The sequence below is a fragment of the Herbaspirillum sp. Her2 genome (genome assembly GCF_057961375.1).
Window position 1 is genome coordinate 3,947,830 of sequence record NZ_CM176331.1, and the last position, 26,974, is coordinate 3,974,803.

25 protein-coding genes are annotated in these 26,974 nt (G+C 62.8%); 1 reads left to right on the forward strand and 24 read right to left on the reverse strand.

What is annotated here, in order from left to right:
- Positions 1 to 17: 17 nt before the first annotated feature.
- From ACWHXP_RS17950 to ACWHXP_RS18010, 13 genes are all read right to left on the reverse strand, one after another.
- Positions 18 to 3,188 carry a glycosyltransferase gene (locus tag ACWHXP_RS17950; protein ID WP_489635379.1) on the reverse strand — a complete coding sequence of 1,057 codons (3,171 nt, stop codon included), beginning with the start codon at positions 3,186 to 3,188 and terminating at the stop codon, positions 18 to 20.
- Between the two features lie 91 nt (positions 3,189 to 3,279).
- A complete protein-coding gene (locus ACWHXP_RS17955) occupies positions 3,280 to 4,656 on the reverse strand; it encodes an ABC transporter ATP-binding protein (RefSeq protein WP_489635378.1) in 1,377 nt (458 codons plus the stop codon).
- Entirely contained in the window at positions 4,646 to 5,467 is an 822-nt protein-coding gene (locus tag ACWHXP_RS17960) for an ABC transporter permease (RefSeq protein ID WP_489635377.1), read from the reverse strand. Before ACWHXP_RS17960 ends, ACWHXP_RS17955 begins: the two co-directional genes overlap by 11 nt.
- Positions 5,454 to 6,368, reverse strand: a complete 915-nt coding sequence (rfbD, locus tag ACWHXP_RS17965; RefSeq protein WP_489635376.1) for a dTDP-4-dehydrorhamnose reductase — start codon at positions 6,366 to 6,368, stop codon at positions 5,454 to 5,456. Before rfbD ends, ACWHXP_RS17960 begins: the two co-directional genes overlap by 14 nt.
- Positions 6,365 to 6,910: a dTDP-4-dehydrorhamnose 3,5-epimerase gene (rfbC, locus tag ACWHXP_RS17970; RefSeq protein WP_121042745.1), complete on the reverse strand. Its 546-nt coding sequence runs from the start codon at positions 6,908 to 6,910 to the stop codon at positions 6,365 to 6,367. Before rfbC ends, rfbD begins: the two co-directional genes overlap by 4 nt.
- A 77-nt stretch (positions 6,911 to 6,987) precedes the next feature.
- Positions 6,988 to 7,893, reverse strand: coding sequence for a glucose-1-phosphate thymidylyltransferase RfbA (gene rfbA, locus ACWHXP_RS17975; protein WP_489635375.1), 906 nt, complete (start codon positions 7,891 to 7,893; stop codon positions 6,988 to 6,990).
- Complete coding sequence (gene rfbB / locus ACWHXP_RS17980; protein WP_034337994.1) at positions 7,893 to 8,972, reverse strand: dTDP-glucose 4,6-dehydratase; 1,080 nt, start codon at positions 8,970 to 8,972, stop codon at positions 7,893 to 7,895. The genes rfbA and rfbB overlap by 1 nt, the downstream gene beginning before the upstream one ends.
- A 197-nt stretch (positions 8,973 to 9,169) precedes the next feature.
- The gene (gene waaA / locus ACWHXP_RS17985; RefSeq protein WP_489635374.1) at positions 9,170 to 10,450 is read right to left on the reverse strand and encodes a lipid IV(A) 3-deoxy-D-manno-octulosonic acid transferase; all 1,281 of its coding nucleotides are present in this window, start codon (positions 10,448 to 10,450) and stop codon (positions 9,170 to 9,172) included.
- Position 10,451: 1 nt separating this feature from the next.
- A complete protein-coding gene (gene kdoO / locus ACWHXP_RS17990; protein WP_034338000.1) occupies positions 10,452 to 11,321 on the reverse strand; it encodes a Kdo hydroxylase KdoO in 870 nt (289 codons plus the stop codon).
- A 166-nt stretch (positions 11,322 to 11,487) separates the two neighbouring features.
- Positions 11,488 to 12,465: a lipopolysaccharide heptosyltransferase I gene (gene waaC, locus ACWHXP_RS17995; protein WP_489635373.1), complete on the reverse strand. Its 978-nt coding sequence runs from the start codon at positions 12,463 to 12,465 to the stop codon at positions 11,488 to 11,490.
- 58 nt (positions 12,466 to 12,523) lie between these two features.
- Positions 12,524 to 13,894 (reverse strand): phosphomannomutase/phosphoglucomutase, encoded by a 1,371-nt coding sequence (locus ACWHXP_RS18000; RefSeq protein ID WP_199725088.1) that lies wholly within the window; start codon positions 13,892 to 13,894, stop codon positions 12,524 to 12,526.
- Positions 13,895 to 13,954: 60 nt separating this feature from the next.
- Complete coding sequence (locus tag ACWHXP_RS18005; RefSeq protein WP_489635372.1) at positions 13,955 to 15,955, reverse strand: polysaccharide biosynthesis protein; 2,001 nt, start codon at positions 15,953 to 15,955, stop codon at positions 13,955 to 13,957.
- A 41-nt stretch (positions 15,956 to 15,996) separates the two neighbouring features.
- Complete coding sequence (locus ACWHXP_RS18010) at positions 15,997 to 16,557, reverse strand: sugar transferase (RefSeq protein ID WP_039789887.1); 561 nt, start codon at positions 16,555 to 16,557, stop codon at positions 15,997 to 15,999.
- A gap of 111 nt (positions 16,558 to 16,668) precedes the next feature.
- Here ACWHXP_RS18010 and ACWHXP_RS18015 point away from each other — a divergent pair, with 111 nt between their 5' ends.
- Complete coding sequence (locus ACWHXP_RS18015) at positions 16,669 to 17,493, forward strand: symmetrical bis(5'-nucleosyl)-tetraphosphatase (RefSeq protein WP_489635371.1); 825 nt, start codon at positions 16,669 to 16,671, stop codon at positions 17,491 to 17,493.
- Here ACWHXP_RS18015 and ACWHXP_RS18020 read toward each other — a convergent pair.
- From ACWHXP_RS18020 to ACWHXP_RS18070, 11 genes are all read right to left on the reverse strand, one after another.
- A complete protein-coding gene (locus ACWHXP_RS18020; protein WP_489635370.1) occupies positions 17,423 to 18,223 on the reverse strand; it encodes a lysophospholipid acyltransferase family protein in 801 nt (266 codons plus the stop codon). The two genes, ACWHXP_RS18015 and ACWHXP_RS18020, sit on opposite strands and share 71 nt — an antisense overlap.
- A 136-nt stretch (positions 18,224 to 18,359) precedes the next feature.
- A complete protein-coding gene (locus ACWHXP_RS18025; protein WP_039789323.1) occupies positions 18,360 to 19,646 on the reverse strand; it encodes a dihydroorotase in 1,287 nt (428 codons plus the stop codon).
- Entirely contained in the window at positions 19,646 to 19,930 is a 285-nt protein-coding gene (locus ACWHXP_RS18030; protein ID WP_489624519.1) for a GIY-YIG nuclease family protein, read from the reverse strand. Before ACWHXP_RS18030 ends, ACWHXP_RS18025 begins: the two co-directional genes overlap by 1 nt.
- Positions 19,931 to 20,103: 173 nt before the next feature.
- Positions 20,104 to 21,063 carry an aspartate carbamoyltransferase catalytic subunit gene (locus tag ACWHXP_RS18035; RefSeq protein WP_008334861.1) on the reverse strand — a complete coding sequence of 320 codons (960 nt, stop codon included), beginning with the start codon at positions 21,061 to 21,063 and terminating at the stop codon, positions 20,104 to 20,106.
- Positions 21,056 to 21,568, reverse strand: coding sequence for a bifunctional pyr operon transcriptional regulator/uracil phosphoribosyltransferase PyrR (gene pyrR / locus ACWHXP_RS18040; RefSeq protein ID WP_489635369.1), 513 nt, complete (start codon positions 21,566 to 21,568; stop codon positions 21,056 to 21,058). The genes ACWHXP_RS18035 and pyrR overlap by 8 nt, the downstream gene beginning before the upstream one ends.
- Positions 21,565 to 21,951, reverse strand: a complete 387-nt coding sequence (gene ruvX, locus ACWHXP_RS18045; protein ID WP_008334858.1) for a Holliday junction resolvase RuvX — start codon at positions 21,949 to 21,951, stop codon at positions 21,565 to 21,567. Before ruvX ends, pyrR begins: the two co-directional genes overlap by 4 nt.
- Positions 21,952 to 21,965: 14 nt before the next feature.
- A complete protein-coding gene (locus tag ACWHXP_RS18050; protein WP_198516533.1) occupies positions 21,966 to 22,724 on the reverse strand; it encodes a YqgE/AlgH family protein in 759 nt (252 codons plus the stop codon).
- Between the two features lie 90 nt (positions 22,725 to 22,814).
- The gene (locus ACWHXP_RS18055) at positions 22,815 to 24,230 is read right to left on the reverse strand and encodes an amidohydrolase family protein (protein WP_489624518.1); all 1,416 of its coding nucleotides are present in this window, start codon (positions 24,228 to 24,230) and stop codon (positions 22,815 to 22,817) included.
- 28 nt (positions 24,231 to 24,258) lie between these two features.
- Positions 24,259 to 25,062, reverse strand: coding sequence for an ABC transporter permease (locus ACWHXP_RS18060; protein ID WP_039789316.1), 804 nt, complete (start codon positions 25,060 to 25,062; stop codon positions 24,259 to 24,261).
- On the reverse strand, positions 25,046 to 25,918 hold the full coding sequence (locus ACWHXP_RS18065; protein ID WP_489635368.1) for an ABC transporter ATP-binding protein: 873 nt from the start codon (positions 25,916 to 25,918) through the stop codon (positions 25,046 to 25,048). The genes ACWHXP_RS18060 and ACWHXP_RS18065 overlap by 17 nt, the downstream gene beginning before the upstream one ends.
- A 17-nt stretch (positions 25,919 to 25,935) precedes the next feature.
- The gene (locus ACWHXP_RS18070) at positions 25,936 to 26,967 is read right to left on the reverse strand and encodes an aromatic ring-hydroxylating dioxygenase subunit alpha (protein ID WP_039789311.1); all 1,032 of its coding nucleotides are present in this window, start codon (positions 26,965 to 26,967) and stop codon (positions 25,936 to 25,938) included.
- Positions 26,968 to 26,974 lie beyond the last annotated feature (7 nt).

Here is a 26,974-nt window from a genome sequence, read left to right on the forward strand (position 1 = left end):
CCCCTATCCGCTTTTTATCAGTTTGATGTCGGACGCCACAGCGACAGCGGCCGCTTGCTCTGGCGGACCGGCAGATCGACGCTGTCGAGGATCTTCTCGAAGGCCTTCCATGCCGCGCGCGCTCCCCATGCCTGATCAGCGAAACTGATACCGGCTGCGCTCATGGCGGTCCACAGGGCCTCATCGGTGTAAAGCTGGCAGACCTGATCCGCCAGCGCCTGTGCATCATCACCGACCAGGACGTCGCGGCCGGCCACCAGGCCCATGCCTTCGGTGGCGATGGTGGTGGCTACGCTGGGCAGGCCGACGGCCATGGCACTGCCGATCTTGCCCTTGATGCCGGCACCGTAGCGCAAGGGCGCAACGTTGACACGCATGCGGTCCTGCAGCGGCTGCAGATCGTCGACGAATCCGGTGATGATCACGCGCTCGCTGGCCAGTGCCTCGATGCTGGCAGGCACGTTGCTGCCGACCACATGCAGGCGCACGTCGGGCAACTTCTGGTGAATCAACGGCAGCACCTCGGCCACGAAGTGCTCGACGGCGTCCACGTTCGGCGTGTGCTGGTAGCCGCCCACGAAGATGATGTCCTGGCGCTCGGCAAAGCCGACGCGGGTACCCGGCACGTCCATGATCAGGGGCAGCACGTGCACCGGTGCTTGCGGCAACTCCTGCCTGAGCAGCGCCTGCTCGGCCGTACTCACGACGATGCTGGCATCGGCGCGGCGAATGGCATCATGCTCGATGAGCTTCATCTGCTCGACGTCGCGCTTGTTGTCGATGCCGGCAACGGCGGCCTCGCGCTGCATGCGCAGGTAATGCAGATCCACGGTGTGATAGATCAGCTTGGCATGCGGGCAATGGCGACGCACGGTTTCCAGATGCTTCTCGATGACGCCCGGGCGAATCAGCAGCGCCAGGTCATAGCGGTAACCGCACTGCTTGACGTGCGCCTCCACCGACGGGCAGTAGGGTTCATAAAGCACCTCGACACCATAGGCCTGCAGCTCATCGGTGTATCCGGGCAGATACAGATGATTGTCCTCGGCCACGAAGGTGACCTGGAAGCCCATCTCGCGCATCAGCAGCATGAGATTGAAGATGATCACAGATCCCGCATCGCGGTCCGGCGTCGGCGTGCAGTGATCCACCACCAGTACGCGACGCGCGGCCGTGCGGTCCTTGGCACGGTCGACGTCCACGCCGTTGTCCTGGTAGGTCGCCAGCAAGTCCTTCCAGCGCTCGTATTGCTTGCGCATGTTCTCGACCTGATAGGCCTTGACGCCAGAGTTGAGGTCGGTGCCGTTGCTTACGCCTTCATAGTGGACGATCACGGACTGCGGCTGGTAGATCACCCGATAGCCGCGGCTGCGGATGCGCAATGCCAGATCGGAATCCTCGCAGTAGGCCGGCAAGTACAACTCGTCAAAACCGCCCAGCTCGGCATACAGCGCGGCCGGCACCACGATCGAAGCGCCCGAGCAGTAGTCAGTTTCGCGGGCGTAGCAATAGACGGGATCAAGCTGGTCCTTGTAGCGGCCGAAATTCCAGGCGCTGCCATCCTTCCAGATGATGCCCCCGGCCTCTTGCAGCACGCCGTCAGGGTAGACCAGCTTGGAACCGACCAGGCCGGTCCCCGGGAACTGGTCGAAGGTGGCGATCAGGGTATCGAGCCAGCCTGGCGTGACTTCGGTATCGTTGTTGAGGAAATACAGGTACTGCCCGCGGGCCTGCTTGGCACCGAGGTTGCAGGAGCGCAGGAATCCCTGGTTGGTCTCGTTGAGGACCAGGCGAATGCCCTTGACCTTCGCCAGGATGTCACGCGATTCGTCAGGCGAGCAGTCGTCCACCACGATCACCTCGAACGGCAGGGCCGGCAGATGGCGCTGGATCGACGCCAGGCAGCGCAGGGTGTAGTTGTGCTTGCCGTAGATGGGCACGATGACCGACACCAGCGGCTGTGCGTGCTGCGGCAATTCGATGGTGGTGGTCTGCCACGGGAACTCGGTATAGGGCGTTCCCTTGATGGCGCGTGCCTGGTTGCCGACACGGCCGCGATCGACACGGGTCAGCAGACGCCAAAGCGCCGGCAGATACTTTTGCACGAAGCGACGATGTCCCACGCGCGCCTGCGCCGAGAACGGAATGCTGCGATAGATCCAGCGCGCCCCGCCAAAACCGTACCCGCTGTAACGGCGAATCTGGGCGCCGGGTGTCATCACCCATCGGCGGGCTTCGCGCAAGGGTAAGGAGGCCTTCCAGGAAATACTGGTGGTCACCGCAGCGAAGGCTTCCTGCGCGGCCTCCAGCTCGGCATTGAGGCGCTTGATGTGTTCGGCGCGTTCCTCCAGCTGATGGGCCCGCTCACTAAGCACGCGGGCCTGATCCTTGACCGCGGCTTTCCACTGGCTCAGCAATTCGGACTTGAGGATATCCTGCTCGAACAAGCCGGTCGACAGCGCCGGCAGCTCCACATCCGATGCCAGCGCAATCCAGTAGAGCGGACGCGGCAGGCCACTGCTGGGACGGATCTCTCGATCCTGCATTTCGTAGTGGATCGACTCCGACGCCCCGGCCTCCGGGAAGATCGCCGAACCGTACACCAGCCGTTGTCCAAAGTAGCGGGTGTTCTTGTACCAGCCCGAGAGCAGCTGCTTGAACTCCTGCTCGTAGAGCTCCTTGACGTGGTACGGGTTGCTGTAGTTCGGCACTTCCGAATAGAAATGCTTGTCGGGATTGGAAATCAGCAACAGGCCATCGGGACGCAGCACGCGCTTGAACTCGCGCATCATTTCTTCGTGCTGCTCGTGATGTTCGATGGTCTCGAAGCTGACGATCAGGTCGACGCTGTGATCGGGCAGCGGAATGGCCGCACAATTGCCCTCCAGATAGCGCAGGTTGGGACGCTGGTAGCGTGCGCTGGCATGGGCCACGGCTTCGGGGGCGATATCGACGCCCGTCACTTGGCGCGCCACTTCCGAGATCAGGGCGGAACCATAGCCTTCGCCGCTGGCGATATCCAGCACATCCTTGCCGACGGCCAGTTCGCGCGCCTGCAGATAGCGGTGCCAATGTTCGAGCTCGATGTTGCCATGCTCTTCCGGGACAAAGCGTTCGCCCGTGAATTCCAGGCCCGATTGCTGCGGCGTGGCGGACTGGCTGTCATTTCTGGATTGCACGTTCATCATTGATCATTTCGGCTACGGCCAATTGCAACGGGATGGCCATGGTTTGAAGAAAGGGATGCGGTATTGCGCAGTAGGGCTGCGGCGCGCATGGTCAGGTCGGCTCCAGCACGATGGCCTGCATGGGTATGCCCACCAGTCCGCTGGAAACACTGCTGGACTCGGACTTGAAGATCAGGGCGTCATGAATCCAATGCAATTGTACATGCTCGTCCTGCGTGCCCTCGGCCACGGCGACGTTGATCGAGTACTGGCCATTGGGCAAGATCGGCATGCGAAACTCGAAGCGCGCCTGCAGCTGCTCACCCGCCGCGCACGGTACGGGGTCGGACTCATAGCTGAGATAGGTGTTTTCCCCAAACAGCGTCTGTCCCAGCTTGTCCTTGACGAAGAAACCGACGATCGGCGAGCGCAAGGAATCGACAGCCGTGATGCTGATGGCGAGCGTCACCGCCTCGCCGCCCACCACCCAGTTCAGACGCTCGCCATCCTCACCGACGAAGCTCACATCGGTAATGGCGGCACCGCCGCTGCCCAGGGCTGCGGCCTCCGGATCGAAGGTGAAGACCTGCAGGTCATTGCGCAGGTTGCTGGCATTGATCTTGTCACGCCGCACATCCACGCTCGGACCTTCAGCGCGAATGCTGGACCGCGCCACCTTGGCGACGGCGCTCTTGCCCTGCTGGGCCTCATAGAATTCCTGCAGGTACAGATCGCAGACATGGCGTGGCTCGCCTGCCGAGCGCATGTGACCGCGGTCGATCCAGACGGCATGCGTGCACAGGTTCTTGATCGAGGCGGTGTCATGGCTGACGAACAGCACCGTACCGGTCTTCATGAAACCGCGCAGGAAGCGCATGCATTTCTGGGTGAAGAAGGCATCGCCTACAGCCAGCGCTTCATCGATCACGAGGATGTCGGCATCGACGTGGGCGATCACGGCAAAGGCCAGGCGCACATACATGCCGCTGGAATAGGCCTTGACCGGCTGGTCCATGAAATCGCCGATATCGGCAAACGCCTCGATGTCCTTGAAGCGGGCTTCGATCTGCTGGCGCGTAAGACCCAGCAGCTGTCCGTTCATGAAGACATTTTCGCGTCCGCTGTATTCCGGATTGAAACCGGACCCCAGCTCCAGCAAGGCTGCCACGCGCCCCGTGACCTCGACCGATCCGGCGCTCGGATTGAGCGTGCCGCAGATGATCTGCAGCAGGGTACTCTTGCCCGAGCCGTTGCGGCCGATGATGCCGACCGTTTCGCCCTTGCGAATTTCCAGCGAGATATCGGACAGCGCATGGTGCTTGCGCGCCAGCTGATGCGCACGCTGGCCCAGGCGTTGCCGCAAGCCCGGCACCGGCACGATTCTGGCCAGGCCTGCCAGTACCGCCTGGGTGAGCCGATCGGCAGGACGCTCGTAGGTGTTGAAGCTCTTGCTGACACCGGAGACGCGGATCGCAATATCAGAGGACATCCGCGAAACCCTTTCTGGCCTTTTGAAAACAGAAATAACCGAACCAGGCCGTCACTGCGGCGACGGCCGCATACACCAGCCATTCGCGCCAGTCGGGCGCATGGCCGTAGATCAGCACCTGGCGCGATTGCTCGATGGGAATCGCCAACGGATTCAGCCGCGCCAGCGAACGCCACTGCTCCGGCAATGCAGAGGTCGGAAAGAAGATCGGCGACAGGAACATGAGGCCGGTGAGGAAGATGCCGATGGTCTGGCCAATGTCACGCAGATAGACGCCGGTGGCCGCCAGCAGCCAGCTCGCCCCGGCAATCAGCATGGCCAGGGGCAGCAGCACCAGCGGTATGTACAGCGCCGTCACCGGCACATGGCCCGCCACAGTCCATTCGAAACCGACCAGGACCAGCAGGCTCACTGCCGCATGAAACAGCGCCGACAGGAGATTGACGCAAGGCAGGATCTCCAGCGGGAACACCACTTTCTTGACGAAGTTGACGTTGTTGAGCACCAGGCTGGGCGCCTTGCCGATGCATTCCGAAAAGAAATTGAAGACGATCAGCCCGGCAAACAGCACGATGGCGAATTGCGATTGCGACTCGTCGCCGGTCCCGCCCCACTTCGCTTTGAAGACATGGCTGAACACCAGCGTGTAGATGGTCAACATGAACAAGGGCGTCACGAGACTCCAGAAGACGCCCAGCAAGGAACCCTTGTAGCGGCCGATGGCCTCGCGACGCGCCAGTTCCAGCATCAGGACGCGATGGCTCCACAGTCCGGACAACATCGAGAGGGGCGTGCTCTTATGCTTGATCATGGTGCGCTAACAATTCTGCCAGGCAGCGATCGACGCCATCCTGCCAGGCAGCGATGGGCAGGCCGAAGGTCTGCGTGAATTTCTCCAGCGACAGGCAGGAATTGGACGGGCGCGGTGCCGGTACCGGATAAGCCGATGCAGGGATGGCCTCGATGTCGGCTGCCTTGATGTTCAAGGGCTGCCCGGCTTCGGCTGCACGCTCGATGACGTATTGAGCGTAGCCATGCCAGTTGGTCCGGCCTCCGCCGGTGAAATGGTAAATGCCCGCCGTATCGGCCACGCGCGCGGGCGTGCCGGCGTTGTCGCCTGCCATCAAGGCATCGCGGGTAGCTTCAGCAATTGCGCGGGCGAAGGTCGGCGCACCGAACTGGTCCGCCACGACACGCAGGCTGGTGCGCTCGCTGGCAAGACGCAGCATGGTCTTGAGGAAGTTTCCGCCGTGCACGCCATAGACCCAGCTGGTCCGCCAGATCCAGAACTTGTCGGTAGCCGCGGCGATGGCCTGCTCGCCCGCCAGCTTGGTCTTGCCGTAGACGCTCTGCGGATCGGTCGGATCGGTTTCGAGGTATGGCCCGGCCTTGCGTCCGTCGAAGACGTAGTCGGTGGAATAATGAATCAGTGCCGCCCCCAGAGCGCTGGCCTCTTCGGCCATGACGGCAGGTGCCTGCGCATTGATCGCGTGCGCTGCCGCCTGCTCGGTCTCGGCGCGATCCACTGCGGTGTAGGCCGCGGCATTGATGATCACATCGGGGGCTTGCGCGCGAATCAGACTGCGCAACTGCCCGATATCGGCCAGGTCCAGCGTCTGACGATCAAACGCCGCGACCTCGGCCACGCCACGAAACGCACGGACCAGTTCACTGCCAAGCTGACCGTTCTTGCCGGTCACCAGAATCTTCATTCAAATACCTCCGCATCGGCCAGCAATGCGCCGACCGCGTCCTTCGCCGACAACACGGGCTCGCTATCCAGCGGCCAGTCGATCCCCAGCGCCGGGTCATCCCAGCGAATGCAGCGCTCATGCTGGGGCGCCCAGTAATCGGTGGTCTTGTAGAGGAATTCAGCGTAGTCGGTGGTGACCACGAAACCATGGGCAAAGCCCGGCGGAATCCACAACTGGCGGCGGTTTTCGGCAGACAGCCGCACGGCGGTCCAGCGTCCGAAATGCGGCGAACTCTTGCGGATGTCCACGGCGACGTCATACACCTCGCCCATGATCACGCGCACCAGCTTGCCCTGCGCCTGCTGGATCTGATAGTGCAGCCCGCGCAGGACATTGCGCGCCGAGCGCGAATGATTGTCTTGCACGAAGTTGACGCGCTGACCAGTCGCTTCTGCGAAGCGCTGCTCATTGAAGCTTTCATAGAAAAACCCGCGGTCATCGCCAAACACCTTGGGTTCGATGATCACTACTCCGGGCAGGTCTGTCGTCTGGATTTGCATGCTGCGTCAATGGGCTAGGGAAAAATCAAAAACGGACCCCATCGGGATCCGCATGGCTGATGTCCGATGGGCGTGGACTAGACGATATCTCCGCGCAACAGTCTGAACAGATACTGTCCGTAGGCGTTCTTCTTGAGAACCTCGGCCTGGCGCTCAAGCATTTCGGCGTCGATGTAGCCCTTGCGGAAAGCGATTTCCTCCGGGCAGGCCACCTTCAGTCCCTGGCGGTGTTCGAGGGTGGCGATGAATTGCCCGGCCTCAAGCAAGGAATCCTGCGTACCGGTATCGAGCCATGCCATGCCGCGCCCCATCAGTTCCACATTCAGGGTACCTGCTTCAAGGTAGGCACGGTTGACGTCGGTAATTTCCAGCTCGCCGCGGGCGGAGGGCTTGATCGATGCCGCGATGTCACACACTTGCTTGTCGTAGAAATACAACCCGGTCACGGCGTAGTTGGAACGCGGTGCGACCGGCTTTTCTTCGATGCTGACCGCGCGCCGCTGAGCGTCGAACTCGACCACGCCATAACGCTCGGGATCATTGACATGATAGGCGAAGACGGTCGCACCACTCTCGCGCGCCGCAGCGTGCTTGAGGTTGCGCTCGAAATCCTCGCCGTGATAGATGTTGTCACCCAGAATCAGTGCCGAGTTCTCGCCGTTGATGAAGTCACGGCCGATGATGAAGGCTTGTGCCAGGCCATCCGGTGTAGGCTGCACCGCGTAGTTCAGCGACAGGCCCCACTTGCTGCCGTCACCGAGCAGGTCGCGGAAACGCGGCAGGTCCTGCGGTGTCGAGATGATGAGGATGTCGCGAATCCCCGCCAGCATCAGCGTGCTCAGCGGGTAATAGATCATGGGCTTGTCATAGACCGGCAGCAGCTGCTTGGACACCACCGTGGTGACGGGGTACAGGCGCGTGCCCGAGCCTCCCGCGAGAATGATGCCCTTCTTGGTGCTTGCCGATTGGGTAGCTGTGCTCATTATTGTGCTCCGGCGATTTGCTCACGGCCATGGTAATTGCCTTCGATCCACTTGCGGTATTCGCCCGAACGCACGTTGGCTACCCAGTCCTGATTGGCCAGATACCACTCGACCGTCTTGCGCATGCCGGTCTCGAAGGTCTCGGCCGGGGTCCAGCCCAGTTCGCCGGCGATCTTGGCGGCGTTGATGGCGTAGCGACGGTCATGGCCGGGACGATCTGCCACGAACACGGCCTGATCAAAATACTTGCCGCTGGCCTTGGGCGAAAGCTCATCCAGCAGGCCGCACAAGACCTTGACCACGTCCAGGTTGGCCTTTTCATTGTTGCCGCCGACGTTGTATTCCTGCCCGGGACGACCGGCCTCCAGCACGCGGCGGATGGCCGCGCAGTGATCAGTCACGTACAGCCAGTCTCGCACTTGCATGCCGTCACCGTAGATGGGCAGCGACTGCCCCGCCAGGGCATTGGAAATGACCAGGGGAATCAGCTTCTCGGGGAAGTGATAGGGACCGTAATTGTTGGAGCAATTGGTCACCAGGGTCGGCAAACCGTAGGTGTGATGATACGAGCGCACCAAGTGGTCGGAAGCCGCCTTCGAGGCCGAATAAGGGCTGTTGGGCGCGTACGGCGTGGTCTCGGTGAAGGCCGGATCCTCAGGGCTGAGCGAGCCGTAGACTTCATCGGTGGACACGTGCAGGAAACGGAAATCGGATTTTTCCTGTCCGTCCAGCCCGTTCCAGTAGGCACGGGCTGCCTCCAGCAGGGAGAAGGTACCGTTGATGTTGGTGCGAATGAACTCGCCCGGACCATGGATGGAACGATCCACATGGCTTTCGGCGGCGAAGTGCAGGATGGCGCGCGGACGGTACTGCAGGAACAACGCCTGCACCTGATCCTGATCGCAGATGTCACCTTGGACGAAAATATGGCGGGGATCATCCCCCAAGCTCTTGAGATTTTCAAGATTGCCTGCATATGTCAACTTGTCGAAATTGACGACAGACTCGTCATTGGATTTCAGCCATTCCAACACGAAATTGGAACCGATAAAGCCCGCCCCCCCGGTGACAAAAATCATTTCACGACCCTGATAAATTTACGGCAAATAGCAATGGACTCGTTAAGTTGCATTTAAGACAACTCCAAAAGCCAACGACCGGGAATTATCTCAGAACTGGTGACCAATTGCGAGATTGGCCGCTTGACAGGCGTTCCCGAAAGCAACAACTCCTTGCGCCTCGTAAAGTTACGAGTTCTGAAACGGACTTCACGCGCTCATCTTGCCAACAGGGGTGCCAGCAGTTCTGTTGTTTTATGCGAGGCGCCCTGATGCGCGCCGGCGAAGCCATGCGCCGCATGCGTCATGGCAGCGATCCGATCCGGATCGGCAAACAGCGCGCTCGTCATGTCCCATAACTGTTCGGTTGAAGAGATGCGGCAAGCCGCACCGGCCTCGATGGCCTGGTCCGTGATACTGAGGAAATTGAAGGTGTGCTCGCCAACCAGCACCGGCTTGCCCAGCGCCAGCGCCTCAATCAGGTTCTGCCCCCCCAGCGGCAACAGACTGCCGCCAATGAAGGCCACATCACACAAGGCGTAATAGGCGAACATTTCGCCCATGGAATCGCCCAACACGACATCCACCTGATCCCAGTCAACGCCCTGCCCCAGGGCAGCACGCCGGCGCAGGCGCAAACCCCGTGCCTGCATCAGCCCGGCCACCTCATCGAAACGCTGCGGGTGGCGCGGCACGATCACCGTCAGCCAGCCGGTCCTCCCCAGCTTGGCCAGCGCATCCAGAATCAAGGCTTCCTCGCCCTCGCGCGTGCTGGCACAGAGCAGGATCTTGCGCTCCCCGATGGCGCGCTTCCATGCAAGACCGCGTTCGACCATCTCGGCCGGCGGCTGCACGTCGAACTTGAGGCTGCCGGTCACTTCGACGTGCCGCGCCCCGAAGGCACGCAGGCGCTCAGCGTCGGCCGGCGACTGGGCCGCGACCACATCGATCGCCTCGGCCGCCGGACGCAGCAGCGCGGCAAAACGCTGGCCGCGCCGCAGTGAACGCTCCGACAGGCGGGCATTGGCCAGCATCACCGGCACCTGGTGCCGGCGGCATTGCCTGATCAGGTTGGGCCAGACTTCGGTCTCCATCAGCACGCACACCACAGGCCGGAAGTGGCGCAGGAAACGCGCGCACATCCATCCCGTGTCGTACGGCAGGAAGCTCTGCACCACGCGCGCACCGTGCTTGCCATAGACCTGAGTCCCCGTCTCGCGGCCGGTGGCGGTCATGCAGGTGAGCAGAATGGAATGCTGCGGATATTGCTGCAACAAGGCGTCGATGAGCGGCTCGGCGGCACGTGTCTCGCCAACCGAGACGGCATGCACCCAGATGAAACGCGCCTGTGGGCCAGACAGGCGCGCCTCTTGCGAATAGAAGCCCAGGCGCTCGCCCACATGCGCCCGGTAGCCCGGTTCCTTGCGGCCGCGCCGCCACAGGCGCAGCAGTACCAACGGCAGCACCAGCCACCAGACGAGTGAATACAGCAGCCGCATCTCAGACCAGGGGATGGCCGACCAGGCGCGTCAGAATGGCCAGCGGACTGGATTGCGGATCATATTGCTGGTCCGGTGCCAGGTGCAGGGTCTGTTCCATCATGTACTGGCCCGACATGACCGCGTGCGAGGCCTGGTCCGAGAAGCAGATCCAGACGGAGCCGGCGGCAAAGGGCATGGTGACCTGCTGGGCATCCTGCTGGTACTGCATGTCGCCCTTCATGCCGTCATGCAATTGCAGCATGAGGTGATCGTATTCGCTGCGGAAGGACTTGGTCACATGCAGCGCCTTGAGCACGCTGGCCTGCCAGCGCACATAAGGTTTGGCACGCGGCAAAAAGCGCTGCGCCACGGTCTCGAAAGGCTCGCCCACGCGCCAGACGCGCGGCACGCCATCGGGATTCACATTGGTAAAGACGCGCAGGATGCGTTCGCCGTAATTGGGCCGCGAAGGAAAGGCGTCCACGTGCATGCGGCGGTCATCGGCACGCCACGACTGGGCCCGCGTCTCCACCTGCATCGGGCGGTAGCTGGTCGGAGCAATGCGCAAGGCATCGCGGTATTTGGGCAACAAGGTATGCACCAGCGACAACGCCTGCTCGCGGAAGCGGCCAATCATCGCGGCCAGGGCCAGCTGCTGCTCGGTGCCGCCGGCGGCACCCTTGATGTGTCCGCGGGCGTCCAGGCTGATGTTGCGCGACTTGGGCGCGCGCACGGCCGGATCCAGCAGCTTGCGCTCGGAGTCCATCAACTGGAATGCCAGCTGCGGGAAGTACAGCACCTTGCCGGCTTCCAGCGCAGTGATCCAGTCCTGATTGGGATACTCGACCTGCCATTCGGTCAGGCCAATCTCGATAATTTGCGATTCCATGGCGCGTATTATGCCCGCAAGCGCTCTGCCCGTGTGGCCAACACGGCTGCTCCGGCACGCCTGCAAGGCAGGCCGGATGCGGCTTGTCACGCAAAGTTGATGCTTTGAACGGGGCGTTTGATCTGCTTCAACGCATACCCAAGTCCGCCCCAAGGGACAATCAAACTCAGGCCAGCAGGCCCAGCGCAGCCTTCAACACATCCTCTTCGGACGGCGGCGCGCCCAGATCGCCCAGGTTGATGATCGCCGGCGACCAGTTGCCCTCGGTCTTCCAGCGCGGCGAGTCACAGTAGAGTTCGATCGTCGGCTTGCCATAGGCGGCAGCGATGTGGGTCAGGCCGGTATCGAGTCCGACCACCAGCCGCGCCTGCTGCACCAGGGCCACGGCCTGCATCATCGGCAGCGCCGGCAGCACGGTGGCACCGGGAATGCCGGCCGCCAGCTGGCGTGCCGCCTCCTGCTCGCGGGCACTGCCCCAGGGCAGCAGGATCTGCAATCCGCGCTCGGCCAGGGCCTGGCCCAGCTTGATCCACTGCGCCTGCGGCCACTGCTTGGCGGCGCGGGCGGTACCGTGGAAGAAAACGACATACGGCTGCTCCGGCATCCAGGCCCAGCGCGCCGGCTCCGGCGGCTGCAGGGCAAAGTCGGGCTGACCTTCCAGCTGATAGCCCAGCGCAGCCGCCGCGACCAGCCTGGCGCGCGTGACGGCATGCGTGCGCAGGCCGACCGGGATGCTCTGGTCATGGAAAATGCGGGAGATTGGTTCATATCCCGAGCCTTCGGTCGCATTGGCCAGGCCGATGCGGCGGCCCTGCGGTGCCAGGCGCGCCATGCGCATCACGACGCTGGTCTTGAGCAGGCCCTGGGTATCGAACACGAGATCATAGCGCTCGGCCTGCAGCTCCCGCCGGAATGCCCCGATCTCGGCGCGCGTGGCCGCCGAGAACAGGGTCTTGCGCCAGCGACGCAGGGCGATCGGGATGATCTTGCGGACGTGGGGATTGAGGCCGACCAGGCTGGTGTAGCCCTCTTCGACCGCCCAGTCGATCTGAGCCGCGGGGAAATGACGATGGATGTCCGCCACCATCGGCATGTTGTGGACGACGTCTCCCAGCGAGGAGACACGGACGATAAGAATGTTCAAGGCTGACCCACGTTGGCGTGACTTTATTGGTGGGCCAGCATCTTACCTCATCGGCCCATCAGAACGGCAGTGTCACATCAGGACGCGCGGCCAGGATGACCTTGCGGAATTCGCCCTGGATGCGCTCCAGTGCCTCCGGCGTCTCGGCCTCGAAACGCAGCACCACCACCGGCGTGGTGTTGGAGGAACGGGCCAGGCCGAAGCCGTCGGCGTACTCCACGCGCAGGCCGTCGATGGTGATGATGTCCTGGGCACCCTCGAACCTGGCATCGCTTTGCAGCTTGCCGATGAGCGCGAAGTTCTCGCCTTCCTGCAGCTTCAGTTGCAGTTCCGGGGTGCTGACCGATTGCGGCAGGGCATTGAGCACGGCCGACGGATCGCTCTGGCGGGCCATCAGTTCCAGCATGCGCACGCCGGCGTAGAGGCCGTCGTCGAAGCCGAACCAGCGGTCCTTGAAGAAGATGTGGCCGCTCATCTCGCCGCCCAGCGGCGCACCGGTTTCACGCAACTTGGCCTTGACCAGCGAGTGGCCGGTCTTCCACATCAGCGGCTGGCCGCCGCGTGCGGTGATCCAGGGCGCCAGGTGGCGGGTGCACTTGACGTCGTACAGGATTTCCTTGCCCGGGTTGCGGGTCAGCACGTCTTCGGCGAAGAGCATCAGCTGGCGGTCCGGGTAGATGATCTGGCCATCCTTGGTCACCAGGCCGAGGCGGTCACCGTCGCCATCGAAGGCCAGGCCGAGTTCGTTGTCGGTTTCCTGCAGGCAGCGGATCAGGTCCTGCAGGTTTTCCGGATGAGCCGGATCGGGGTGGTGGTTGGGGAAATTGCCATCCACTTCGCAGAACAGCTCGGTGACTTCACAGCCCAGCGCGCGATATATTTCACCGGCAAAGGCACCGGCCACGCCGTTGCCGCAGTCCACGGCGATCTTCAGGGGACGGGCCAGCTTGACGTCCGAAATCATGCGGGCGATGTAGGCGGCCTTGATGTCATGCGTGCTGTAGTTGCCGGCACCCTGCGGGAATTCGCCCTTGACGATGGCCTGGTACAGGCCCTGGATGGTCTCGCCGTGGATGGCTTCACCGGCCAGCACCATCTTGAAACCGTTGTAGTCCGGCGGATTGTGGCTGCCGGTGACCATGATGCCGGACTGCGTGTCCAGCACGTGGGTGCCGAAATAGACCATCGGCGTGGCGACCATGCCGAGATCGATCACATCCACCCCGACCGCCTGCAAACCCTTGGCCAGCGCGGCCGACAGCGAGGGGCCCGAGAGCCGGCCATCGCGCCCGATCACGACCTTCTTCTGCCCCTTGGCCAGGGCGGCGGCACCGAAGGCCTGGCCGATCTGGAAGGCGACCTGGTCGTCCAGGGTTTTGTCGATGATGCCGCGGATGTCGTAGGCTTTGAAAATGGAATTGGAGATCATGGAAATCAGGTCCTCAAGTACGGATACGGGTTGGAGGGAATACGGATTCAGAGCGAGCCATCATGATTTGCTGACCACCTCAAGACGCGGGCTCTCCTGTCGCTGCGCGGCCTGGCGGCGCTTCTCGACAAAGGCCCAGTCAACGATCTCGGCTGCCGGCTGGTAGCCGCTGACCAGCTTGTGCAGCAGCGCGCGGATGGCCCCGATGTCATTGGCCTGCAGCGCGTCATGGAGATGACGCAGTTCCTCGGCCAGACGGTCCCACGGGATGAAATCTTCATGCGCGGTCATGATGCGCGGATGCGCAGTCGGCGCCGGCTGTTCGCCGATGAGCAATTCTTCATACAGCTTCTCACCCGGGCGCAGTCCGACCGTCTGGATTTCGATGTCTCCGTCCGGATTGTGCTCATCGCGTACCGACAAGCCGGACAATTCCACCATGCGTCGCGCCAGATCAAGGATGCGGACCGGCTCGCCCATGTCGAGCACGAACACGTCACCGCCTTCGGTCATCGCACCGGCCTGGAGGACCAGTTGCACGGCCTCCGGAATGAGCATGAAGTAGCGCGTCACCTCGGGATCGGTGAGCGTGATCGGACCGCCGGCCTTGATCTGCTCGCGGAACAGCGGCACCACCGAGCCGGAAGAGCCCAGCACATTGCCGAATCGCACCATCGAAAAACGCGTCAGGTTGCGCGTCCCGGTGCCATTGGCTTCCTGCCCGAGGAAACGCGGCACCACCTCGACATCGGAGAGCGACTGCAAGACCATTTCCGCCATGCGCTTGCTGGCTCCCATGATGTTGGTCGGGCGCACCGCCTTGTCGGTGCTGATGAGCACATAGTCGCTGACCTGGTTTTCAATCGCAGCCCGCGCCACGCAATAGGTCCCGAAGACGTTGTTGGTCACGCCCTCGACCGGGTTGTGCTCAACCAGCGGCACGTGCTTGTAGGCCGCGGCGTGGTAGATCGTGCGCGGTTGCCAGGTACGGCAGACCTGGCTGATGCGATCGAAGTGGCAGACGTCGCCCAGCAGCGGGATCAGTTCAGTGCCGGGCGAGACGCTGGTCTGCCGCTGCTGCAGATCGCGGTGAATCGTGTAGAGGTTGTATTCATTCTGCTCGAACAGCAGCAGCTTGGAGGGCCGCGAGCTGAGGATCTGGCGGCACAGCTCACTGCCGATGCTGCCGCCGGCCCCGGTGACCAGCACCACCTTGTTGGTGACGTTGCGGCCTACCAGCGCGGGATTGGGCAGCACCGGCTCGCGCCCCAGCAAATCGAGGATATCCAGTTCATGGGCATCGGTGATGGCCACTTTTCCTTGCGCCAGGTCTGCCAGATCGGGGACCGAGCGTATATGCACGTGGAACGGCCGCAACTTCTCGATGATTTCCTTGCGCCGGGCCCGGCTGATGGAGGGCAGCGCGAGCAGGATATCGGTGATGGCAAAGGTCTCGATCAGACGCTCGGCCTCGCTGGCGGGATAGACGCGGCGGCCGTTGATGGTCTTGCCATAGAGTTCGCGGTTGTCTTCCAGGAAACCGAACAGCACCAGCTGGTGCTGCCGCTCCATGGCTTCGGCAATCTGCGCGCCCACCTGGCCGGCACCGTAGACCAGCAGACGCGACTGCCGCAGATGCTTGCGCTTGGAGTCGACCTGGCTCAGCCACAGCCGGGCAAAGGCGCGGCTTCCGCCCACCATCACCAGCAGCAGCAGCGGCTGCAGCACGCCGAGCGAACGCGGAACGCCCGGCAAGGCCAGCCACACCAGCAAGGTGAACAGCAACAGTCCGTAGAGTGCGACCGCCTTGGCGATGGTCACGATCGCGGCAATCCCGGTGTAGCGGAACACCGAGCGGTACAGGCCCATGCGCACGAAGATGGGCAACATCAGTACCGGAGCAATCTGGTAGACATGCCACTGGTAACCCTGCGGCCAGTGCAAGCTGTCCAAGCGCAGGGAAAAGGCGATCCAGGTCGCCAGCAAGGAGATCAGGACATCGATGGTGGCAACGATGGCTTGCTTGTTCAACCGCGGCAAATCCAGCACATGGCGTCTCATGACTGCCAATCCTTCATTTTTATTGGTTCCTTGCAAGATGTTCAGTGAGAAATACCATCCCGTCCGAGCACTTTGGCCACCGTCATCCAGAGGATGCGCAGGTCGAAGAAGAAGGACTGCTGTCTCAGGTATTGCTCGTCGAACTGGACCTTGACGGGAATCGGCAGTTCATCGCGCCCATTCACCTGTGCCCAGCCCGTCAGGCCCGGCTTGAGCCTGTGTACCCCGCGTTCACTGCGCAACGCGATGAGATCATGCTGATTGTAAAGCGCCGGCCGGGGACCGACCAGCGACATGTCGCCTCGCACGATGCTCCACAGTTGCGGCAGCTCATCCAGGCTGGTCTTGCGCAGCAGGCCGCCGATGGGCGTCAGGTGTGAACCGGAATCGGTCAACAGATGCGTCGCCACCGCCGGGGTTCCCGTTTTCATCGACCGGAATTTGGGCATGCTGAAGATCCGGTTATCCTGCCCTACCCGATCCGACCAGTACAGGACCGGTCCGCGCGAGGTCAGCTTGACCAGGATGGCCACCAGCAACATCGGTAGTGCCAGCACCAGGCAGGCCGCCACAGCAACAAAAATGTCAAAGAAACGTTTCATGATCAAAATAGGCACAACCGTGCAAATGCCGTCGTATGATAACTTTTATGTATGACAGCCGCTAACATTTCCTTGCCCATTCTTGCAGGCACAGCAAGCTTTTTACTTCATATGCATTCTTCTTCCCCTATCTATGCGATCGGCGACCTGCAGGGTTGTGCCGGTTCCCTGGAACAGTTGCTGGCCAGCCTCCCGGACACCACCCCTTCACTGATCTTCGCCGGAGACCTCATCAACCGCGGCACCCAGTCCCTGCAAACCCTGCGCACCGTGATGCAGATGGGCGAGCGCGCCCAATCGGTGCTGGGCAACCATGACCTGCACCTGCTGGCCGTGGCCTGCGGCATCCGCCCGGCGCACCGCGACGACACCCTGGACGAGATCCTCAACGCCCCCGACCGTGACGCGCTCATCGACTGGCTGCGCCACCGTCCCCTGGCCATCCACGAACAAGGCCACCTGATCGTGCATGCCGGCGTGCTGCCCCAATGGGACCTGCAACAAGCCCTGGCCCTGGCCAGCGAAGTGGAAACCATGCTGCGCAGCGACCAGTGGATGGACTTCCTGCGCCACATGTACGGCAACCAGCCCGATCGCTGGAGCGATGACCTGACCGGCCACGATCGCCTGCGCTGCATCATCAATGCCTTCACCCGCCTGCGCTTCTGCCAGGCGGACGGGACGATGGATTTTGCGGTGAAGGAAGGCGCGGCAGCGGCTCCGGAAGGACTGATGCCCTGGTTCGAGGTGCCAGGGCGAAGGACCGAAGACGTGACGGTGGTCTTCGGTCACTGGTCCACACTGGGTCTGGTGATGCGCCCCAACCTGATCGCCCTCGACACCGGATGTGTCTGGGGCGGCAAGCTCAGTGCGGTGCGACTTGAGGATCGGGCGCTGTTCCAGGTGCAGTGTCCGCAGGCGCGGCGGCCGGGCTGAGCGATTCCAGCGAGTATCCCAGTCCGGTGGCAATGACTTCACGTGCGGTGCGCGCGAGGTCGCGGCGATGCGCGCCTTCCGTGCTGATCAGGGGCAATTGTTTCAGTTCGGCCGTCATCCCCTTGGACTTGAGGATGCTCATGATGCTCTCGGCGATGGACATGTCCCCGATGAAGTCAGCCGCCGCATGCAGCCGGCCCTCGCTATCCACATAACGCAGCGCATACGGCTGCACCGGTGCCCCGGCATCGATGGCGGCCTCGAACAGGTTGGCGTGGAAAGGCAGCAGCGTGCCCTGCGCGGCGGTCGTGCCTTCGGGGAAGAAGGCCACGTGCTCGTCCTTCTCGATGCTTTCCACCAGGCCTTTGAAAATGCGTCGCACGTCGCTGGCCTTGCCGCGCGAGATGAAGATGGTGCCGGTCTTGGCGCACAGCCAGCCGATCAGGGGCCAGCTGCGGATTTCCGACTTGGCCACGAAACGGCAGGGCTGCAGTGAATTGACCACGAAGATGTCCAGCCAGCTCACGTGATTGGACACCAGCAACGAACGCGGAATCGGCAGCGGGCTGTCGATCTTGATGGCGATGCCGCAGATGCGCAGCAGCTTGCGCGACCAGCGCCGGATGTGCGCCTCCCGCCCCTTCTCGGAGGTCAACGGGAACAGGAAGGCACAGACCGCCATGCCCTTGAAGAGATGCGCAATCAGGCGCAGCAAACGGAAAACGAACATGGCGTATTCGGGTCTTGATGAGGGCGTGATCGAATCGTCGTGACGAACAACGGCTTGATTGAAATTCAAGATCGAGGTTGCCTCTAGTCAACCATCGATCAAGAAAGAATCAAACCGAAAATCAAGCGGCAGGTTTTCAGCGCTCGAAGGCAATATGTCCCGAGACGATGGTCGCCTTGACCACGCCCGGCAGCTCATACCCCAGGAAGGGCGTGTGCTTGCCCTGGCTGGCCAGTGCCGAGCCCTGTACCTTCCACAAGGTATTCGGATCGAACAGGCACAGGTCGGCCACGCTGCCCACGGCCAGGTTGCCGGCCTTCAGGCCCGCCACCTTGGCGGCGCGATGGGTCACCTTGGAGATGGCCTTGGACAGTACTTCCTTGCCCTCGCCTTCAGTCTCCAGCGCCCACTTCAGCGACAGCGACAGCAGCAGTTCCAGGCCGGTTGCGCCCGGCGAGGCTTCGCCGAAGGGCAGCAGCTTCTCATCGTCATCGACCGGGGTGTGATCCGAGCAGACGGCATCGATGGTGCCATCCAGCAAGGCCGTGCGAATCGCTTCACGGTCGCGCTGCGAGCGCAGCGGCGGCGTCATGCGGGCATTGGAATCGAAGAAGCCGATGTCCAGGTCGCACAGATGGATGTGGTGTACACCCACATCGCAGGTCACCGGCAGGCCTTCGCTCTTGGCCTGGCGCACCAGCTCCAGACCGGCGGCCGAGGACATGCGGCACAGGTGGACGCGGGCACCGGTGGCGCGCATCAGTTCGAACAGGGTATAGAGCGCAATGGTCTCCGACATCACCGGCACGCCCGACAAACCCAGGCGCGAAGCGGCCGGGCCGCTGTGGGCGATGCCGGTGCGGCCCAGGTGCGGGTCCTGCGGGCGCAGCCAGACGGTGTAGTTGAAGGTCTTGGCGTATTGCAGGGCCGACAGCAGCACGGTGGTATCGGTGATCGGCTCTTCGGCTTGCGAAAAGCCGATGCAGCCGGCTTCGGTCAGCTCGGCCATTTCGGTCAGCGCTTTTCCTTTGAGGCCGGCGGTGAGCGCGCCCAGCGGATAGACGTGGGCCTGGTTCAGCGAACGGGCGCGGTGCTTGAGCATTTCCACCAGGCCAGGTTCGTCCAGCACCGGGTCGGTATCCGGCGGGCAGACCAGGCTGGTCACGCCGCCCTGGATGGCGGCCTGCATTTCGGATTCCAGCGTGGCCTTGTATTCGTAGCCGGGCTCGCGCAAGCGGGCCGACAGGTCCACCAGGCCGGGAGCCACGATCAGGCCGGTAGCGTCGATGGTCTTGTTGGCCACGAAGTCAGCCGGGGCCTGGCCGACGCCGACGATCTTGCCGGCGGCCACATACACATCCTGCTGGGCATCGATGCCGTTGGCCGGGTCGATCAGGCGGCCGTTCTTGATATGCAGTTTCATCAGTTGAATGTCTTTTTAGCGAGTCGTCTTAATTCTTCAAAATTTCCTGCGAGCCAGGCTTCTTTTTTCCTGCGAGTCCAGCCCTTCAATTGTCGCTCCGCTGCCAGAGCCTCATCTCTGGTATCGAAGCTTTCCGTCTTCAGCAACTGCACCGGCAGCCGAGTCGAGGTATAGCACTTCAATGCAGCAGACTGATGCTGTGCAATCCGCGTCTCGATATTGTCCGTATGGCCTACGTAATAGCTTCCATCCGAACAGCGTAAAAGATAAACATAAAACGCCATGCTCACCTCTACTTCTGATCGCGCACACCGTGCGCTGACTTCGATACGGCCCTGCGGGCCTACTCAGCCCGAACGGGCTCAGGTGAAACGGGATCGTCAAACATCGACTCCGTTCGCCCTGAGTAGCCGCGCAGCGGCGTATCGAAGGGCAGATTCAGGACACCACACTCAATTCAATTGCCAGCCACGATGCTCATGACCGCCATGCGCACCGCAATGCCGAAGGTCACCTGCGGCAGGATCACGGCCTGTGCGCCATCGGCCACGGCGGAGTCGATTTCCACGCCGCGGTTCATCGGGCCGGGGTGCATGACGATGGCATCCGGCTTGGCCAGCGCCAGGCGTTCCGGGGTCAGGCCGTAGCTCTTGAAGAACTCCTGCGCCGACGGCAGCAAGGCACCGCTCATGCGCTCGTTCTGCAATCGCAGCATGATGATGACGTCCACATCCTTCAAGCCTTCTTCCATGTTGTGGAAGACGCGCACGCCCATCTGCTCCAGACCGCTGGGCAGCAAGGTGCGCGGGCCGATGGCGCGCACTTCCGGCACGCCCAGGGTGGTCAGCGCGTGAATGTCCGAGCGCGCCACGCGGCTGTGCAGGATGTCGCCGACGATGGCCACACGCAGGTTGGTGAAGTCTTTCTTGTAGTGACGGATGGTGTACATGTCCAAGAGACCCTGGGTCGGGTGCGCGTGGCGGCCGTCACCGGCGTTGACCACGTGGACGTGCGACTGCTTCGTATCGATCAGGTGCTTGGCGATCAGGAAGGGCGCGCCCGATTGCGCGTGGCGCACCACGAACATGTCGGCGTGCATGGCCGCCAGGTTGTCGATGGTGTCCAGCAGCGACTCGCCCTTGCTGGTACTGGAGGCCTGGATGTTGAGGTTGATCACGTCCGCCGAGAGGCGCTTGGAGGCGATCTCGAAGGTGGTGCGGGTGCGCGTGGAGTTCTCGAAGAACAGGTTGAAGACGCTCTTGCCGCGCATCAGCGGCACCTTCTTGACTTCGCGGTCGCCGATGCTGACGAAGGACGAGGCAGTATCGAGGATGTGCGTCAGGATCGAGCGCGGCAGGCCCTCGATGGTCAGCAGGTGTTGCAGTTCGCCGTTTTTGTTGAGTTGGGGATTAAGCATGGACCACCGTAAGGGAGAAGCGGCCGTCGTCGGCGCGTTGCAGTTGCAGGTTTTCTTGTTTGCTGAGTTCGACCGAGGCCGCGACGAAATCGGCGGCAATGGGCAGCTCGCGGCCACCGCGGTCCACCAGCGCCGCCAGCAGCACGCGCGCCGGACGGCCATAGTCGAACAGTTCGTTGATGGCGGCCCGTGTAGTGCGGCCGGTGTAGAGCACGTCGTCGACCAGCAGAATGGTGGCGCCCTCGACATCGAAGGGAATTTGGCTGGGTTTCACGTCAGCGCGCAGGCCCTTCTCGGAAAAATCGTCACGGTGAAAGGACACGTCGACGAAGCCCAGGCGCTCGGCCAGGCCCAGTTCGGTAGCCAGGCGTTCAGCCAGCCAGGCACCGCCGGAGTGGATGCCCACCAGCGCAACCTCGGTTGCGCCCTGCAGGCCGGCTTGGATCTGCTGTACCAAGGTTTGGTACAGCGCTTCTGCATCAAGCTGGGAAGGTGTTGTGCTCATGAATGTGCGTCGTCAAAGTATTGCTGCAAAATGATGGCGGCCGCCTGGTCGTCGATCTGTTCGCCGCGCTGGTGCTGGATGACCGCCGAACTGTAGCGTTCATCCACCAGCGTGACCTCAAGCCCGTAGCGGCCGTGCAACTGGTTGGCAAAGCGGCGGCAGCGCACGCTCATCTCGTGCTCGGCACCGTCCGGATGCAGGGGCAGGCCGACCACGCAGCGCGCCGGTTGCCACTCCGCAATCAGGCGCGCAATGGCCGCGAACTTGCCGTCGTTGGTCGCTTCGCTGATCACCGCCAGCGGCTGCGCCTGCTTCAGGCCGGTATTGCCCACGGCCACGCCGATGCGCTTCAAGCCGAAGTCGAAGGCCAGGATGGTATCCAAACGTCCCCGCTCCCTCAGGCCCGGCCGGCGTCGCCGGACAGCATCACCGGATCGATGCCCAAGAGGGCCAGCGCCGCCGTGAAGCGTTGCTCCACCGGCAACTCAAAAATGATGGCAGGGTCAGCCTTGACCGTCAGCCAGCCATTGCGGCCGATCTCGCCTTCGAGCTGGCCCGGGCTCCAGCCCGAGCAACCCAGGGTGACCAGCACGCGCTCGGGGCCATCACCGTGGGCCACCGCTTCGAGCACGTCCTTGGAGGTGGTCAGCGCGACCTCATCGGTAACCTGCAGGGTCGAGGAATATTTTTCCGAGGTCGAATGCAGCACGAAGCCGCGCTCCACCTGCACCGGGCCGCCGAACATGACCGGGCGGCGATACAGCTCGGGCATGGCATCGGGGGTGTCGGGCCGGATCTCCAGCTTGAGATTGATGCGGTCGAACAGCACATCCATGGTCATGTCGGTGGGCTTGTTGATGACCACGCCCAGCGCGCCGTTGTGGTTGTGCTCGCAAAGATAGACCACGGTGCCGCCGAAGATCGGGTCCAGCATGGACGGCATGGCGATCAGGAAATGATTGGTCAGGTCCAGTTCCAGCGGGGGACGGACCTCGTCAGCGGCATCGTCGCCCTCGGCCTGGCCGCTGGCATCGGAGCCGGCAGCGTGGCGGGAAGGGGCGTCGGAATGGAATGGGTCGAAAGCGCCAAAGGAATCCACGGATTCGTCGAAATCCTCGGCTGAGAAACTGAAGGGAGAATTGCGTCTCTTGATCATCCCGGCATTTTAGCAGTTTTGGCCGGGATCCCATGTGGCTCGTGGGGCAGCGCGCGCAAAGCCGGCCGCATGCAGCCGGCTTTGCCAGCCTCAATTGCCTTCGAGCATCTTTTTGACAGCCTGCCTCGCCTGCGCACCGAGTTCGGCCAGATCCACGCCGGGGATGGCGTCATCGCGAACCACGGCGCGGCCGCCGACCCACATTGCCTTCAGGAAAGGCCGCCCACCCGAGGCCACGGGGCCGATGGCCGGATCATGCAAGCCAAAGTAGCGCGGATCATCCAGCCGGTACAAGGCAATGTCAGCTTGCTGACCCACCTGCAGGCCCTGCAGTCCGTCCAGGCCAAGCACCCGGGCGCCACCGGTCGTACCCCAGCGCACCACATCCTCCACCGTCGCTTCATCGGCACCGCCTTCGAAAGCCCCGCCCCGGAACGTCGGAGTCGCCTCCTGGCCGCGCCGGGCGCGCTGCATCAGCCAGGCGGCGTGCGTTTCCGAGATCATGTCGGCCGCCTCGTTGGAGGCCGCACCATCCACGCCAATGGACACCGGCACGCCCGCTGCCTCCAGCGCCCGGATCGGGGCGATGCCGCTGCCCAGGCGACCATTGCTTTGCGGGCAATGGGCGATGCCCGTTCCGGTACTTCCCAGCAAGGCAATTTCCTCGGCATCGAGCTTCACCAGATGCGCAAACCACACGTCTGGCCCCAGCCAACCGATGCGCTCGCAAAATTCCACCGGGCGGCAGCCATGCATGGCGTGTGCGCTGTCCTGGTAGCCGACGGTCTCCGAGAGATGGCTATGCAGTCGCAAACCCAACGCCCGCGCGGCATCGGCGATGGTACGCATTTCCTCCGGGGCCGCCGAATACAGCGGCGTGGTCGGTGCCATCACCACGCGCCGCATCGAAGCGGGCGCGGGATCATGGAAGCGCCTGGCCAGGCGCTGCATGTCGGTCAGGAAAGCATCGAGCGTCTCCGGACGCAGTGCACTGGGCAACTCCGCCTCCAGCTGCCGCGTGCGGGTGGCGGTGCCCCGGCACAGCACGAAGCGCAGTCCCAGCTTCTCCGCTTCCTCGAACAGGATCTCCGAGGTATCAAACGGCATGCCGGGGTAATACAGGTAGTTGTGATCGGCAATCGTGCCGCAGCCCGAGCGCATCAGTTCGACCATGCCGATGCGCGCAGCCAGGCGGAACAGCTCGGCATCGAATTTGGCGCGATAGCGATAAGGCGTGGCCGCCAGCCAGGGCGTGAGCGTGGCATTGATGCCCAGCGGATCCCCCTTCAACAGCGACTGGAACAGGTGATGATGGGTATTGACCCAGGCCGGATAGGCCACGCAATCGCTGGCATCGATCACGTTCTCACCGGGCAGTGCGTCGAGCTTTCCGATGGCGGCAATCACCCCATCGGCCACGCGGATGTCGGGACCGGCGTGGCGCGCGGCCTCGCCGGGCAGGCCGGTGAGGATGGCCTGCAGGTTGCGGATCAAGAAAGTGTTCATGACAGGTCGGCTCCTTGGACAGTCGTCATCATGCCATCTCGCTCTCATGCCAGCCGGCCAGCATGGCGCGCGACAGCGCACTCATCAGCCAGAACAGCAGGATGCCGGTCAGCGTGATGAGCAGCAGGGCCGCAAACAGACGCGGAATATTGAGCTGGAAACCCGCCTGCAGGATCTGGTAGGCCAGTCCCGATCCGGTGCCACCGGTGCCCGCCACGAACTCGGCCACCACCGCCCCGATCAGCGCCAGCCCGCTTGAAATACGCAGGCCGCCAAAGAAATACGGCAAGGCACTGGGAATGCGCAGGCGGCGCAAGGTCTGCCAGCGCGTGGCCTTGTTGAGCCGGAACAGGTTGAGCAGGCCCGGATTGACGCTGCGCAGTCCCAGCGTGGTGTTGGAGATGATGGGGAACAGCGCCATGATGGTGGCGCATACCGTCAGCGCGGCCGTGGTGTCTTTGACCCAGATGATGATGAGCGGAGCGATGGCGACGATGGGCGTGACCTGCAGGATGATCGCGTAAGGGAAGAGACTGACCTCGATAAAGCGGCTCTGCACGAACACGAAAGCGATGGACACGCCCAGGATCACCGCCAGCACGAAGGCCAGGAAGGTGATCTTCAGCGTGACCAGCAGCGACTCCATCAGCATGCCCCAATCGGCCACCAGGGTCTTGGCAATCAGCGCGGGCGTGGGTACCAGGTAAGGCGGCACCTCCAGCAGCGTGCAGACGATCTGCCACATCAGCAGCAGGGCGATGCCAATGGACAGCGGCGCGACCACGCGCCAGAACCCGGGACGATTGACCAGCGGATCAGTGTTGGGCTTCATGGCCGTCTCCTTGCTGGTTGGCCAGCGTGAGGTAATCGGAAAGCGTCTTGCAGTACTGCATGAAGGGGGCCGAAATACGGAAAGCTTCATCGCGCGGACCGTCCACCTCGATGGCCACATCCGCAATCACCCGCCCGGGGCGGGCTGCCATCACGATCACGCGCGAGGACAGGAACACCGCTTCATAGATGCTGTGGGTGACGAAGACCACGGTCAGGTCCTGCTTGCTCCAGATGTCGCGCAGGTCGGCGTCGAGCTTGTTGCGGGTGAATTCATCCAGAGCCCCGAAGGGTTCATCCATCAGCAGCAGATTGGGCGAGGTCGCCAGCGCACGGGCAATGGACGCCCGCATCTGCATGCCGCCCGACAGTTCGCGCGGCAGCACCTTGTGGAATTTTTCCAGGCCCACCAGTTTCAAGGCCTCGGCCACCCGCGCATCGGCCTGCGCGCGCGGCACGTGGCGCAGCTCCAGCGGCAGCCTTGCGTTCTGCTCCACCGTGGCCCAGGGCATCAGGGTGGCTTCCTGGAACACCATGGCCAGCGTGCGTTCAGGCGTGCCCACCGTGGCCAGGTTGCCGCCCCACCAGCGGATGTGGCCGTGGGAGGGTTCTTCCAGCCCGGCAAACATCTTCAGCAAGGTACTCTTGCCGCAACCCGAGGGGCCCAGCAGCGAGACGAACTCGCCGCGCCCGATATCAAGCTTCACCTCGTCCAGCGCATGCGTGCCGTTGCGATAGGTCTTCTCCACCCGCTGTGCCGAGAGCACCGGCGGCGCATCAGACACCGCGGCCACCGCGGCCGCCCTCTCCTGCTCCCATGCCGCGGCCTGCGACATGGCGAATTCATCTCTGTCCATGGGATCTCCTGGCGGGTTCATGCAGCGGGGTGGATACGGAACACTTCGGATTCGCCGTGCTCTTCCAGCAATTGCAGCAGCATGCGGCGCATGATGAGACCGGGCCGATCCGAGGCCATGTGAAATTCCTGGCGGCGGCGCACGTCGATGCAGGCATCGGGGTCAGTGGCTTCCAGGATCTCGCGGTCTTCCACCAGGATGGGCGCATCCCAGGCGATCAGCTCGGCTTCGGAACACTCTTCCTCGGTATCGTTGCGATAGAGCCATTGCGACAGCATGATGGCACCATCATCGATGGGCGTGGCGCAGTTGTAGATGATGTGATGGCGACCGCTCTCCGGATAGGTGCAGCCGAAGCGGCGCACGAAGGGCAGGTACCAGCGGTTGAACATGTGGCGCACCGTGGTGTCGGCGGTGCTGCCGGTGACGCGATGGCTGGCCGGGACGTTCTTGATCGGCACACGGGTTTCGGCTTCGAAGCCGTAGTCGGTTTCCTCGATCTCGTATTTCTCCGGCTTGGGCTGGTCATACAGGCCGAAGGTGGCGCGATGCACGTAGCTGAAGTGGGAGTTGTCGAAGGAGTTTTCCATCATGCGCAAGGCACTGGTCTCCCAGCGCTCGTAGAACTGGAAGATGCGCCGATAGCCGGGCGCGCCATCCTCGGGAAACTCCGGGATATCGCGCAGCGGTTCTTCCAGCGCCACCCATACATAACCGTAGCGTTCCTTGCAGAAATACGACTTCACGCAGGCACCGGACGGCACGCTGCCATCCACGCTCTGCGGCACGCGCACGCAGGCGCCCTCGCCGTTGAAGGTCCAGCCGTGATAGCCGCAGACGATGTTGCCGTTTTCCACGAAGCCCTTGGACAACCGGGCCGTGCGATGGCAGCAGCGGTCCTGCAAGGCGGCGGGTGAGCCGTCCTCCTTGAGCCATACCACCAGTTTCTCTCCCAACAGCGTGAAGGGCTGCGGACCATCCTTCAATTGCGTGACGGGCATGAGCGCGTACCAGAACTTGCGCAAGACTTTTTGTTGAGTTACCAGCATGAGGCTG